Below are 12,817 nucleotides of genomic sequence, written 5' to 3'. Positions count from 1 at the left end.
AAGGCCTTCACCCCATGGCAGCCCCAGACCCCTCTCTCGAGAAGCGCATGTTCGACTCCGTCGACACCCTGTTGGCGGAGCATGTCGAGTTGCAGACGCGGCTCTCGGACCCTGACGTGCACGCCGATCAGGCGCTGGCGCGGCGGCTGGGCCGTCGCTACGCCCGGCTCAACGGCGTCGTCGAGGCCCATCGACGCTGGTCCAGACTCACCGAGGACCTCGACGCCGCCCGGGAGCTGGCGGAGGAGGACTCGGACTTCGCGGAGGAGGCGGAGCAGCTGCGCCTCCAGCTCGACGCCGCGGCGGACCGTCTGCTGCGCATGCTCATCCCACGAGACGAGAACGACGCCCGAGACGTGATCATCGAGGTCAAGGGCGGCGCCGGCGGCGACGAGGCGGCGCTCTTCGCAGGGGATCTGCTGCGGATGTACACCCGCTACGCCGAGTCGAAGGGGTGGAAGACCGAGATCATCTCCTCGACGCCCTCCGACCTGGGCGGATACAAGGACGTCCAGATGTCCGTCCGTGCCGGTGCGACCGACCCGGCCCAGGGGGTCTATGCGCACCTGAAGTTCGAGGGCGGGGTGCACCGCGTCCAGCGCGTCCCCGAGACCGAGTCCCAGGGTCGCATCCACACCTCGGCCGCCGGGGTCCTGGTGCTGCCCGAGGTGGACGAGCCCGAAGAGATCGAGATCCACCAGAACGATCTCAAGATCGACGTCTATCGGTCGTCGGGGCCCGGCGGACAGAGCGTCAACACCACCGACTCGGCGGTCCGCATCACCCATCTGCCCACGGGAATCGTCGTGGCGATGCAGAACGAGAAGTCGCAGCTGCAGAACAAGGACGCCGCCATGCGGGTCCTCCGGTCGCGGCTGCTCGCCCACCAGCAGGAGCAGATCGACGCCGAGAACGCGCAGGCGCGGAAGTCCCAGGTCAGGACGATGGACCGGTCGGAACGCATCCGGACCTACAACTACCCGGAGAACCGCGTCGCCGATCACCGCACCGGATATAAGGCGTACAACCTCGACGCGGTCATGGACGGCGACCTCGAGGCCGTCGTCCAGTCCTGCATCCAGCTCGATGAACAGGAGCGCCTGTCCGCACTGGCGGAGGGTCACGGGGCATGACCGCCGAGGTCTCTCCGACGCAGGTGTCCCTGGAGGACCTCCTGCGGGACGCCGTGGGGCGGCTCCGCGACGCTGGGGTGCCGTCTGCCCGAGTGGACGCCGAGATCCTGCTGGCCCATGTGCTCGGCGAGAGCCGTGGCCGCGCCGCCGCCCTGGCGCTGGCCGGGCGTCGGGCGGATCCCGAGACGGCAGAACGGCTGCGGTCCCTGGTGGACGAACGCGCCCGGCGGGTCCCTCTGCAGCATCTCACCGGCCTCGCTCCCTTCCGCGGACTGGAGCTGCGGATCGGCCCTGGCGTCTTCATCCCCCGTCCGGAGACCGAACAGGTCGCCCAGGCGGCGTTGGACCGTCTGCAGTGCGTCAGGGTCTCCCGGCCCCGGGTCATCGACCTGGGCACCGGCTCGGGGGCGCTGGCGGCCGCCATCGCGGCCGAGCATCCCGCTGCAGAGGTCCACGCGGTGGAGCTCAGCGAGCAGGCGGCGGCCTGGGCGCGGGTGAACCTCGAGCCGCACGGGGTCACCCTGCATCGGCAGGACCTGCGCGAGGTGCCGGCAGAATGGGAGGCCACCTTCGACGTCGTGGTCTCCAACCCGCCCTACATCCCGCCGGGGATGGTGCCCACGGAGGTGGAGGTGCGGGAGCATGATCCGGAGCTGGCCCTCTACGGCGGGGGCCCCGACGGCCTGCAGGTGCCGTGGGCGGTGGTGGACAGTGCCGCGGCTCTGCTGTCCGCCGGCGGCTGGATGATCATGGAGCATGCCGAAGTGCAGGCTGCGACGATCGCGGCGCGGTTGGCCGAGGATCCACGGTTCGCCCAGGTGCGCACCCACCAGGACCTGACCGGACGGGACCGCGCCACAAGTGCTGTGCGCACGGACACAGCTGCTCGCCAGAGTCCGTTCGACGCCATAGACATGGGAGAATGACGCGCGTGACCCAGATTGTCGACTGTCATGAACTCGATGCCCGTTCCGCAGGGATCGCCGCGGCCACGGAGGCCGTGCGGCGCGGAGAGTGCGTGGTCATCCCCACCGACACGGTCTATGGGATCGGTGTGGATGCCTTCTCCCCGCAGGCGGTGAGCATCCTGCTGGCGGCCAAGGGCCGCAACAGGACGATGCCGCCCCCGGTGCTGATCGGGCGACAGGCGGTCATGGACGCCCTCGCCGATGAGGTGCCGGAGGCCGCCCGCAGCCTGGCAGAGGCGTTCTGGCCCGGCGCGCTGACACTGATCCTGCAGGCCCAGCCGTCCCTCGCCTGGGACCTGGGGGAGACGCGGGGAACTGTGGCGCTGCGCATGCCTGCCGACGACCTCGCCCTGGAGCTGCTGAACCAGACCGGCCCGATGGCGGTCTCCTCGGCCAACCGCACCGGACTGCCCGCCGCCACGGAGGTCGCCCAGGCCCGCGAGATGCTCGGTGAGGCCGTCAGCGTGTATCTCGACGACGGCGTCCGGGACACCACCAGCCCGTCCACGATCGTGGACTGCACCGTGGAGCCGCCTCGAGTGGTCCGGGACGGGGCGATCAGCCTCGCCGAGCTGCAGGCCGTCGTGCCGGATGTGGCGTCGGACGTGGCTGGCGACGCTGCGGGCGACGCCGTGGACGAGGGCTGAACGGCCGACTGACTGCCCCATGATCTATTTCCTCATCGTGCTCACCATCTCAGCGGTGGTGACCTACGCGATCACGCCCCTGGTCCGCCACGTGGCGCTGACCCTCGGGGTGTACACCCCTGTCCGCGCGCGGGACATGCACCGTCAGACCCTGCCCCGCTGGGGCGGGGCAGGGATGTTCGTCGGCATGGTGGTGGGCCTGGCGACGGCCGCAGCGGTCCCGTACCTCAGCGGGATCTTCGCGGATCTGACCCCGGTGCGCGGAGTCTTCGCCGCTATGGTGCTGATCCTCATCGTGGGCATGGCGGATGATGCCTGGGACATCCACTGGTTCTTGAAGCTCCTCGGGCAGATCGGTGCCGGCGTGCTGCTCGTCGTGCACGGCGTGCGGCTCGAGGTCATGCCCGTGGGCTGGCTGGGCGTGGGGGACGTCCCCGTGCAGTCGGCGCTCACAGTGTTCCTCGTGGTGCTGACCATCAACGCCTTCAACTTCATCGACGGGCTGGACGGGCTGGCCGCCGGCGTGGCTGCGATCGGCGGCAGCGCCTTCTTCATCTACAGCTACCTGCTGACGCTGTCGATCAACGCCTTCGACGCCTCCAACCTGGTGACCCTGCTCATGGCGGTGATGGTCGGCGCATGCCTGGGCTTCCTGCCGCACAACTTCCATCCGGCCCGCATCATCATGGGGGACACCGGGGCCATGCTGCTGGGGCTGGTCATGGCCGCCGGTGCGGTCGCGGTCACCTCCGACGTCGGCCAGCTCACCGAAGGCTGGCGCTTCCGGAACGTGCCCGCCTACATGCCCGTGCTGCTGCCTCTGGCGGTGACCCTGCTGCCGCTGCTGGATCTGGCCCTGGCGGTGATCCGGCGCACCGCCCGAGGAGCCTCGCCGTTCAGCCCGGACCGGGGCCATCTGCACCACAAGCTGGTCGACGGCGGCTACTCCCATCCCCAGGCGGTGCTGCTGCTGTACCTGTGGTCCGGTCTCTTCGCCTTCGGCGCCGTCTCCTTCAGCTTCCTGCCCTGGTGGTTCGTGAGCCTGAGCATGTTCGTCTCCCTCGGGGGAGCCACAGCGTTGACGCTGTGGCCGTCCCTGCGCCGCCGGGCCCGGCGGCTGAATCGTCAGGCGGCCGAACGCGCACTGCGCTCCCGACGCGAGGGCTCGGCATGAGCGGGCGGATCTTCCCCCGTGCCACCGGCTGGCGCCGCGTGCTGTGGCTCGCCCTGACCACCGGCGGGGCGATGACGGTGGCCGCCGTCCTGCTGGCGTTGGCGGTGGCCGGCGTCGACGCCGGGATGAGCGCCGCACTGGGCGGTTCGATGGTGCTGGTCCTCTCGGCGGTGAGCCTCGTGCTGGTCGACGTGGCCGAGCGGGTCATGCCCAGCCAGGCCATCACAGCCTTCATGCTCGCTTCGCCCTGAAGCTGGCGGTGCTCGCCGTGGTCCTCTCCTCGGTGACGGCCCCTGGGTGGGTGCTGCCGGGGTGGACCGTGGGGGCGCGGCCGCCGTCGTCATCGCCTGGCAGTCCGGCGAGATCGCCGCCTTCCTGCGCCTGCGCACGCCGATCGACCCGGAGAGTGGCAGGAACGGCTCCGGCTGACGTCTGACGTCATCGACGAGCAGTTTTCTACACGGCGTAGTACAGTGGACTCCGGTGTGAGAGGCATGCCGTGAGTCACGTCGGTCTTTGATAAGCTTGCCAAGGGCCGCATCACGGTGATGGATTCTGTCCATCCACCGCTCCACAGCTTGACCTTGCTCTGAGGTTGAGGGATGTCTCTGTGTGCTTGTCACCGGAGAGAATCCGCCGATTGCGCCTAGAACGACGTAGAGACGGAGACCCTCCGGCTCGATCCATGCCCGGGGCTTCTGGCCCCTTGTGCCCGATGACGGACACCGCAGAGAGGACCAGCGTTGCATTCGCTTGCGCTCGCAGCCGACGACGAGGGTGGTTTCGCCCCGCCCACCATCAGTGAGACCCACCTCCCCGAGATCTTCCCGTGGATGGCGGAATGGGGGAGCGGCTTCGGCAAGAACATGCTGATGGTCGTCCTGGCCGTGCTGGCCATCTGGTGGTTCTTCTCCTTCGCCATCCGCAAGCAGGCGCTCGTGCCGTCACGACTGCAGTTCGTCGCCGAAGGCGGCTATGCCTTCGCGAGGAACACCCTCGGACGGGACATCCTCGGCGAGAAGCACTTCAAGCCCTGGGTCCCGTTCCTGTTCACGGTGTTCTTCTTCGTCCTGTTCAACAACCTGTTCGGAGCCATTCCGTTCCTGCAGATGCCGACCTTCTCCCACGCGGGGTCGGCCTACGCGATCGCGGCGATCATCTGGGTCACCTGGATCTTCATGGGCTTCAAGCTCCACGGAGGCCGCTTCCTCAAGCTGATGACGGTGCCCTCGGGCGTGCCGAAGTGGCTGCTTCCGCTGCTCATCCCGATCGAGTTCCTCTCCAACTTCCTCATCCGCCCGCTGACGCATTCGCTGCGAATCATGGCCGTCATGCTCGCCGGCCACATCATCGTGATGCTCGCCGGTTCAGGTGCGGAGTTCCTCATCGCGCAGCAGGAGGGCATCGGCAATGCCAGCCTCGGCGTCCTGATCCTGCTGGGCTCCATTCCGCTCTACTTCCTCGAGATCATCATGATGGTCCTGCAGGCCTTCGTCTTCGCGCTGCTGACCGCCATCTACATCCAAGGCTCCATCGAGGCCGACGCCCACTGAGCGGAGGCCCTTCCCGAGCGCTCCGGTCTTGCGCCGAGGCGACCGGGAAGGCTACAGACAACTTCACACACCGGGCGCCGCGAGCGTCCGCCGAAGAGAACGAACGTCCGACCGGCTGCGCCGGACGGGCGGACACACAGAGACAGTCCCGGTGAGACGCACCGGGATCGAGACAGAAAGAGAGAAACTCCATGGATGGATCCCTGAACATGCTCGGCATGGGCATCGCCGGCCTCGGTGCTGCCATCGCCATCGGTCTGGTCTTCGCCGCCTACATCAACGGTGTGGCCCGCCAGCCCGAGGCGCAGCGCGTGCTGCAGCCGATCGCCATCCTCGGCTTCGCCCTGGCAGAGGCGGTCTTCGTCCTCGCCATCGTCTTCGCCTTCGTGCTCTGAGGCGGGTCAGAGGCAATCCGTGAACGGGGCGCAGCGGCGCTGGGCCCCCTCCAGACCGTCTGACTAGTGAAAATGGGTGAACACATGATCAGCACTTCACTGATCCAGGCAGCCGCCGAGGACGCCAACCCTCTGGTGCCCAACCTGTGGGAGACGCTCGTCGTCATCCTGGGCTTCCTGGTGCTGCTGTTCGTCGTGGTGAAGTTCATCGCTCCGGCCTTCGAGAAGGCCTACCAGGATCGTCGCAACGCGATCGAGGGCGGCCTGAGCCAGGCCGAGGAGGCCAAGGCCGAGGCCGAGGCGATGAAGGCCGAGTACGAGCAGAACCTGGCGGACTCCCGCGCCGAGGCCAGTCGCATCCGCGAGGAGGCCCGCGCCGAGGGTGCCCAGATCGTCGCTGAGCACAAGGAGAAGGCGGCCGCCGAGGCGGCACGCATCACCGAGCAGGCTCAGCAGCAGATCGCCGCCGAGCGCCAGCAGGCCGCGGTGACGCTGCGCCAGGACGTCGGCACGCTGGCCACACAGCTCGCGAGCCGGATCGTCGGCGAGGCGCTGGAGGACGACGCCCGTTCGCAGCGCGTGGTCGACCGCTTCCTGGCCGACCTCGACGCTGAGCAGTCGAACAGGACAGGAGCGGCACAGTAATGGCTGCGGTGACCGGTGAATCCCTCGCCACCCTGCAGGAACAGCTGTCGGAGACTCTCGCGGCCAGCGAACTTCCCGTGGCGGATGAGCTGTTCGGCGCGCTCGACGTGTTGGACTCTTCGGCGGGTCTGCGCCGCAGCCTGACCGACCCTGCCCGTGAGGCGCAGGAGCGGGCAGCGTCGTGCGCGGCCTCTTCGGAGCCAAGGCGCGTCCGGCCACAGTGACGGTCCTCGAGGCGATCGCCTCGCAGCGCTGGAGCCGGGAGCGTGACCTCGGCGACGCGGTGGAGCGCCTGGCGGTGGCCGTCGTGGCCGCGCAGGCCGAGAAGGACGGGCTGCGGGGCCTCGAGTCGCTGGAGTCGGAGCTGCTGGCGTTCCGCCGGGCGGTGCTGTCCTCCCACGAGGTCCAGCGGGCGCTGACGGACAGCCAGGCTCCGGCCGAGTCGAAGCAGAAGCTGGCGGCGCGCCTCTCACCGGAGGCCGGCGCCGAGGCCCGCCTGCTCATCGACCGCGCGGTCTCGACTCCTCGCGGACTCCGGCCGGAGGCGCTCGTCGAGCGTTTCGCCGAGCGCATCGCGGCACGTCAGCAGCGTTGGATCGCCCAGGTCACCGTCGCCAAGGAGCTCGACGCCGCCCACCGGCAGCGTCTGAGCGCCAGCCTCGACCGGTACTTCGGCCGAGAGCTCAGGCTCGACGTCGTCGTCGACCCCTCCGTTGTCGGTGGGATCCGGGTGCAGGTCGGTGACGAGGTGGTGGACTCCACGGTCGCCACCCGACTCAACGACCTCCACCGGAGGCTCGCCGGCTGATCCGGGCGACCCGGAGCAGCGCACGCGTCTCGCAGCGCCGTTGACATCCAGCGCTGATGGCGCTGACATACACGTGAATCTTTGAACCAGACGGCCGCAGCTGCGGCCACGACACAGGAGAGCAGGGACTGCAGATGGCCGACTTGACCATCAACGCCGACGACGTCCGCAATGCTTTGAACGAGTTCGCAGCGTCCTACGACCCGGGGCGCACCGAGCGCGTCGAGGTCGGACGGGTGATCTCGGCGGCCGACGGCATCGCCCGCGTCGAGGGACTTCCCTCGACCATGGCGAACGAACTTCTCCGCTTCGAGGACGGGACCCTGGGCCTGGCCCAGAACCTGGACACCCGTGAGATCGGTGTCGTCATCCTCGGCGAGTTCTCCGGGATCGAGGAGGGTCAGGAGGTGCACCGCACCGGCGAGGTCCTCTCGGTGCCGGTGGGCGACAACTTCCTGGGTCGCGTCGTCGACCCGCTGGGCCAGCCGATCGACGACCTCGGCGCCATCGAGCCCGAAGGCCGCCGTGCCCTGGAGCTCCAGGCGCCGTCGGTGGTGCAGCGCAAGTCGGTGCATGAGCCGCTGCAGACCGGCATCAAGGGCATCGACGCCATGATCCCGATCGGCCGCGGCCAGCGTCAGCTGATCATCGGCGACCGCCAGACGGGCAAGACGGCCATCGCGATCGACGCGATCCTGAACCAGAAGGCCAACTGGGAGTCCGGCGACGTCGACAAGCAGGTGCGTTGCATCTACGTGGCCGTCGGACAGAAGGCCTCGACCATTGCGGCGGTGCGCCAGACCCTTGAGGAGCAGGGCGCTCTGGAGTACACCACCATCGTGGCCTCCCCGGCCTCGGACCCGGCGGGCTTCAAGTATCTGGCGCCCTTCGCCGGCTCGGCCATCGGCCAGCACTGGATGTACGGCGGCAAGCACGTGCTCATCGTCTTCGACGACCTCTCCAAGCAGGCCGAGGCCTACCGTGCTGTCTCGCTGCTGCTGCGCCGCCCGCCGGGACGCGAGGCTTTCCCGGGCGACGTGTTCTACCTGCACTCCCGCCTGCTGGAGCGCTGCGCCAAGCTCTCCGACGAGATGGGCGCGGGCTCCATGACGGGCCTGCCGATCGTCGAGACCAAGGCGAACGACGTCTCCGCCTACATCCCGACCAACGTCATCTCCATCACCGACGGTCAGATCTTCCTGCAGTCGGACCTCTTCAACGCCAACCAGCGCCCCGCGGTCGACGTCGGCATCTCGGTGTCCCGCGTCGGTGGTGCCGCGCAGGTCAAGGCGATGAAGAAGGTGGCCGGCACGCTGAAGCTGGACCTGGCCCAGTACCGCGACATGCAGGCCTTCGCGATGTTCGCCTCGGACCTGGACCCGGCCACGCGTCAGCAACTGGTCCGCGGTGAGCGTCAGATGGAGCTGCTCAAGCAGCCGCAGTACACCCCGTACCCGGTCGAGGAGCAGGTCGTCTCCATCTGGGCCGGTTCGAAGGGCCACCTGGACGACGTCGAGATCAACGACGTCGGGCGCTTCGAGCAGGACTGGATCGAGCACCTGCGCCGCAAGACCTCCGTGCTGACCAACATCGCGGCCTCCGGCAAGCTCGAGGACGACACCGTCGCCGCGCTGGAAGAGGCGATCGTCGACTTCAAGCGTTCTTTCCACGCGGAGGGGCCGCAGTCGATCGTCGGCAACGAGCAGGCCGAGGCGCTGTCCGCGGACGATATCGCTCAGGAAGAGATCGTCGCTCAGGACCGCTGAGTCGAGCTGACTCCGACCCCAGCCGCCGACGTCGCCGAGCCTCCGGGCCCGACAACGACCCACCGCTCAGCGACGTCGGCGCTGGAGCCGACCACTTCAGGGAAGGACAAGCATGGGAGCCCAGATCCGGGTCTACCGTCAGAAGATCGCATCGACGTCGTCGATGAAGAAGATCTTCAAGGCGATGGAGCTGATCGCGACCTCGCGGATCGGCAAGGCCCGCCAGCGTGTGCAGGCCTCGCTGCCGTATTCGGAGGCCATCACCCGAGCAGTCTCGGCCGTGGCCTCGCAGGACGACATCGAGCACGTGCTCACGCAGAAGTCGGAGAACCCGACCCGCGCGGCCGTGCTCATCATGACCTCTGACCGCGGCCTCGCCGGCGCTACTCCACCAATGTGCTCAAGCGCGCGGAGTCGCTCGTCGCCTACCTCCGTGAGGAGGGCAAGGAGGTGCGTCCGTACCTCTACGGCCGCAAGGCTCAGGCGTACTACGACTTCCGTGAGCGGGAGTACGACCAGGTCTGGACCGGCGGAACTGACTCTCCGTCCGTGGAGACGGCCCGGGAGATCGGCGACGCGCTGATCGAACGGTTCGTCCAGGACTCCGCCGACGGCGGGGTCGACGAGCTGTACCTGGTCTACACCGAGTTCAAGTCGATGATCAGCCAGGAGCCGGTGGTCCACCGCATGCTGCCGCTGGCCGTCGTGGAGAAGGAGGTCGAGTCCGAGGACGAGATGCTGCCGCTCTACGAGTTCGAGCCGAACCCGGCCGAGGTGCTGGACGCCCTGCTGCCGCGTTACGTCGAATCGCGCATCTACTCGGCCATGCTCGAGGCCGCGGCCTCCGAGCTGGCGGCCCGTCAGCGGGCGATGAAGTCCGCTGCGGACAACGCCGACGAGCTGATCCGCAAGTACACGCTGCTGCGCAACAATGCCCGCCAGGCCGAGATCACCCAGGAGCTCACCGAGCTCATCGCCGGTGCCGACGCTCTGTCCGCGAGCTGACCGCCACGGGACGGCCGCGACGGCCTCCTGAACAGACCGCTTTGACATCATCCAACATCAAGTGAAGTGAGAGAGATGACTGCCAGTACTGCAGAACAGTCCGCCGTGGCCGTTCCGTCGGGTGCGATCGGTCGTATCGCCCGGGTCATCGGCCCGGTCGTCGACATCGAGTTCCCGGCGGACGGCATGCCGGAGATCTACAACGCGCTGACCACCGAGGTGACCCTCGGCGGCGAGACGAAGAAGATCACCTTCGAGACCGCCCAGCACCTCGGGGACAACCTCGTGCGCGCCATCTCCATGCAGGGTGCTGACGGCCTGGTCCGCGGCCTCCCGGTGCAGGACACCGGCGCCGCGATCTCCGTGCCGGTCGGCGATTCCGTCAAGGGCCACATCTTCAACGTCCTGGGGGAGACCCTGGACATGCCGACCTCCGAGCTCGAGGTGGAGGACCGCTGGCCGATCCACCGCCAGGCCCCGAACTTCGCGGCGCTGGAAGGCTCCACCGAGATGCTGGAGACCGGCATCAAGGTGATCGACCTGCTGACCCCCTACATCCAGGGCGGCAAGATCGGCCTCTTCGGCGGTGCCGGCGTGGGCAAGACGGTCCTCATCCAGGAGATGATCACCCGTGTGGCCCGCAACTTCGGCGGCACCTCCGTGTTCGCCGGCGTCGGCGAGCGCACCCGTGAGGGCAACGACCTCTGGGTGGAGATGGAAGAGGCCGGAGTGCTCAAGGACACCGCCCTGGTGTTCGGCCAGATGGACGAGCCGCCGGGCACGCGTCTGCGCGTGGCCCTGTCGGCGCTGACGATGGCGGAGTACTTCCGTGACGTGAAGAACCAGGACGTGCTGCTCTTCATCGACAACATCTTCCGCTTCTCCCAGGCCGGCATGGAGGTCTCCACCCTGCTGGGCCGCATGCCCTCCGCCGTGGGCTACCAGCCGAACCTGGCCGACGAAATGGGTGTGCTCCAGGAGCGCATCACCTCGACCCGCGGCCACTCCATCACCTCGATGCAGGCCGTCTACGTCCCCGCCGACGACTACACCGACCCGGCGCCGGCGAACGTGTTCGCCCACCTGGACGCGACCACCGAGCTCTCGCGTGCGATCGCCTCGCGTGGTCTGTACCCGGCGGTGGACCCGCTGACGTCGACCTCCCGCATCCTGGACCCGCAGTACATCGGCCGGGAGCACTATGACACCGCGACGCGTGTGAAGCAGATCCTGCAGAAGAACAAGGAGCTGCAGGACATCATCGCGATCCTCGGTGTCGACGAGCTCTCCGAAGAGGACAAGATCGTCGTCTCGCGTGCCCGCCGCATCGAGCAGTTCCTGTCCCAGAACACCTACACCGCGGTGCAGTTCACCGGTGTGGAGGGGTCGACGGTGCCGATCAAGGACACCATCGAGGGCTTCAACGCGATCTGCAACGGCGACCTCGACCACATCCCGGAGCAGGCGTTCTACAACGTCGGCGGCCTGGACGACGTCGAGCAGAAGTACGCCGAGATCCAGAAGAACTCCTGAGTCTGTCGACTCAGGCAGGGAAGGAACAGATCATGGCTGAACTCGACGTCCAGGTGGTCTCTCAGGACCACGCGGTGTGGTCCGGGCCCGCGAAGGCGGTCCGGGGCCGCACCATCGAGGGCGACATGGGCATCCTGCCCGGTCACACCCCGGTGCTCGCACTGCTGGCCTCCGGTGAGCTGCTCATCGAGCCCGTGGACGGGTCTCCGGTCCGGGCGAACGTCAGCGGCGGCTTCTTCTCGGTCGACTCCGACCGGGTGACGATCGTCGCCGACGACGCCCAGCTGGTCACCGACTGACCGGCACTCTCACTTCACACAGCTGAGGCCGCCGTCGAGGTCCCCGTCAGGGACTCGGCCGCGGCCTTCGGCGTGTCTGGAGAAGCGCGGGGGCACGGGGTCCTGTCCGGGGGCCGGCGTGGTCAGAAGAGGCGGGACTCCGCGTCGTCGAGGCCGCGCATCTCGTCGTAGTCCAGCACCACGCAGCGGATACCACGGTCCTCTGCCAGGGTGCGGGCCTGGGGCTTGATCTGCTGCGCGGCGAAGACGCCTTCGACCGGTGCGAGCAGCGGGTCCCGGTTCAGCAGGTCCAGATAGCGGGTGAGCTGCTCCACGCCGTCGATGTCGCCGCGGCGCTTCAGCTCCACGGCGACCGTGCCGTCAGGTCCCTTGGCCAGGATGTCCACCGGGCCGATCGGTGTGGGGTACTCCCGTCGGATGAGGCGGTGTCCTTCTCCGAGCCGATCGATCTGTTCGGAGAGCAGGCGCTGCAGATCGGACTCGACGCCGTCCTTCACCAGGCCGGGGTCCGTACCGAGGTCATGACTGGAGTCGTGGTGGATCTCGGAGAGGGAGATGCGCAAGGTGTCGTCGCTCTTGTCCGCCTTCACGGTCCATATCTCGGTGATGCCGGCCTCGGCCTCCTCGGCGTCGGGCGCGGAGACCCGCAGGGTGGCCGGCGGGGACATCCAGTTCAGCGGCTTGTAGGAGCCGCCATCGGAGTGCACCAGCACCGCCCCGTCGGCCTTGACCATCAGCAGGCGCGTCGCCTGGGCCAGGTGGGCGTTGAGTCGTCCGGAGTACGTCACGGAGCAGGTCGCAATCACCAATCGCACGGTGGTCGATCCTACCGTCTCCCCGCCTGCGTCGCGCACTGCGCCATGCGGCGATCACGCATCCGTCGCCTCGCCG

General features: G+C 68.2%; 15 protein-coding genes and 1 pseudogene. 15 read left to right on the top strand and 1 reads right to left on the bottom strand.

Translation table 11 applies throughout. The features are described from left to right. Window positions 1-47 precede the first annotated feature (47 nt). The 15 genes and pseudogenes from prfA (at window position 48) to BCY76_RS03910 (ending at window position 11,926) form a co-directional block, all read left to right on the top strand. Window positions 48-1,133 carry a peptide chain release factor 1 gene (prfA, locus tag BCY76_RS03970; protein WP_070162123.1) on the top strand — a complete coding sequence of 362 codons (1,086 nt, stop codon included), beginning with the start codon at window positions 48-50 and terminating at the stop codon, window positions 1,131-1,133. After that, complete coding sequence (prmC, locus tag BCY76_RS03965) at window positions 1,130-2,059, top strand: peptide chain release factor N(5)-glutamine methyltransferase (RefSeq protein ID WP_070162121.1); 930 nt, start codon at window positions 1,130-1,132, stop codon at window positions 2,057-2,059. The genes prfA and prmC overlap by 4 nt, the downstream gene beginning before the upstream one ends. Continuing rightward, window positions 2,056-2,748 carry an L-threonylcarbamoyladenylate synthase gene (locus BCY76_RS03960; RefSeq protein ID WP_070162119.1) on the top strand — a complete coding sequence of 231 codons (693 nt, stop codon included), beginning with the start codon at window positions 2,056-2,058 and terminating at the stop codon, window positions 2,746-2,748. Before prmC ends, BCY76_RS03960 begins: the two co-directional genes overlap by 4 nt. Before the next feature lie 19 nt (window positions 2,749-2,767). After that, window positions 2,768-3,922, top strand: a complete 1,155-nt coding sequence (locus BCY76_RS03955) for an MraY family glycosyltransferase (RefSeq protein ID WP_085437191.1) — start codon at window positions 2,768-2,770, stop codon at window positions 3,920-3,922. After that, the gene (locus BCY76_RS03950) at window positions 3,919-4,173 is read left to right on the top strand and encodes a hypothetical protein (RefSeq protein WP_070162118.1); all 255 of its coding nucleotides are present in this window, start codon (window positions 3,919-3,921) and stop codon (window positions 4,171-4,173) included. The genes BCY76_RS03955 and BCY76_RS03950 overlap by 4 nt, the downstream gene beginning before the upstream one ends. A gap of 46 nt (window positions 4,174-4,219) precedes the next feature. Then, window positions 4,220-4,351, top strand: coding sequence for a hypothetical protein (locus BCY76_RS19805; protein WP_272896811.1), 132 nt, complete (start codon window positions 4,220-4,222; stop codon window positions 4,349-4,351). A 314-nt stretch (window positions 4,352-4,665) separates the two neighbouring features. Further along, the gene (gene atpB / locus BCY76_RS03945) at window positions 4,666-5,475 is read left to right on the top strand and encodes a F0F1 ATP synthase subunit A (RefSeq protein WP_170922575.1); all 810 of its coding nucleotides are present in this window, start codon (window positions 4,666-4,668) and stop codon (window positions 5,473-5,475) included. 191 nt (window positions 5,476-5,666) lie between these two features. Continuing rightward, the gene (locus BCY76_RS03940) at window positions 5,667-5,870 is read left to right on the top strand and encodes an ATP synthase F0 subunit C (RefSeq protein WP_070162116.1); all 204 of its coding nucleotides are present in this window, start codon (window positions 5,667-5,669) and stop codon (window positions 5,868-5,870) included. A gap of 84 nt (window positions 5,871-5,954) precedes the next feature. Beyond that, window positions 5,955-6,515 (top strand): F0F1 ATP synthase subunit B, encoded by a 561-nt coding sequence (locus tag BCY76_RS03935; protein ID WP_085437205.1) that lies wholly within the window; start codon window positions 5,955-5,957, stop codon window positions 6,513-6,515. After that, on the top strand, window positions 6,515-6,739 hold the full coding sequence (locus tag BCY76_RS18870; RefSeq protein ID WP_237089954.1) for a hypothetical protein: 225 nt from the start codon (window positions 6,515-6,517) through the stop codon (window positions 6,737-6,739). Before BCY76_RS03935 ends, BCY76_RS18870 begins: the two co-directional genes overlap by 1 nt. Beyond that, complete coding sequence (locus BCY76_RS03930; RefSeq protein WP_237089953.1) at window positions 6,697-7,323, top strand: F0F1 ATP synthase subunit delta; 627 nt, start codon at window positions 6,697-6,699, stop codon at window positions 7,321-7,323. Before BCY76_RS18870 ends, BCY76_RS03930 begins: the two co-directional genes overlap by 43 nt. Window positions 7,324-7,457: 134 nt before the next feature. Then, complete coding sequence (gene atpA, locus BCY76_RS03925) at window positions 7,458-9,089, top strand: F0F1 ATP synthase subunit alpha (protein WP_070162112.1); 1,632 nt, start codon at window positions 7,458-7,460, stop codon at window positions 9,087-9,089. Between the two features lie 112 nt (window positions 9,090-9,201). Then, a pseudogene (locus BCY76_RS03920) lies at window positions 9,202-10,094 on the top strand (F0F1 ATP synthase subunit gamma). Window positions 10,095-10,169: 75 nt separating this feature from the next. Next, a complete protein-coding gene (gene atpD / locus BCY76_RS03915) occupies window positions 10,170-11,627 on the top strand; it encodes a F0F1 ATP synthase subunit beta (RefSeq protein ID WP_070162110.1) in 1,458 nt (485 codons plus the stop codon). A 32-nt stretch (window positions 11,628-11,659) separates the two neighbouring features. Further along, window positions 11,660-11,926: a F0F1 ATP synthase subunit epsilon gene (locus BCY76_RS03910; RefSeq protein ID WP_070162108.1), complete on the top strand. Its 267-nt coding sequence runs from the start codon at window positions 11,660-11,662 to the stop codon at window positions 11,924-11,926. A 122-nt stretch (window positions 11,927-12,048) separates the two neighbouring features. Here the strand turns inward: BCY76_RS03910 and nucS are convergent, their stop codons facing one another. Beyond that, the gene (gene nucS, locus BCY76_RS03905) at window positions 12,049-12,741 is read right to left on the bottom strand and encodes an endonuclease NucS (protein WP_070162158.1); all 693 of its coding nucleotides are present in this window, start codon (window positions 12,739-12,741) and stop codon (window positions 12,049-12,051) included. Window positions 12,742-12,817 lie beyond the last annotated feature (76 nt).

Origin of the sequence: Nesterenkonia sp. PF2B19, assembly GCF_001758425.2 — a bacterium.
Taxonomy (GTDB): Bacteria; Actinomycetota; Actinomycetes; order Actinomycetales; family Micrococcaceae; genus Nesterenkonia; species Nesterenkonia aethiopica.
Note: the sequence above shows the minus strand (reverse complement) of the source record. Positions and strands in the feature narration are given on the sequence as shown.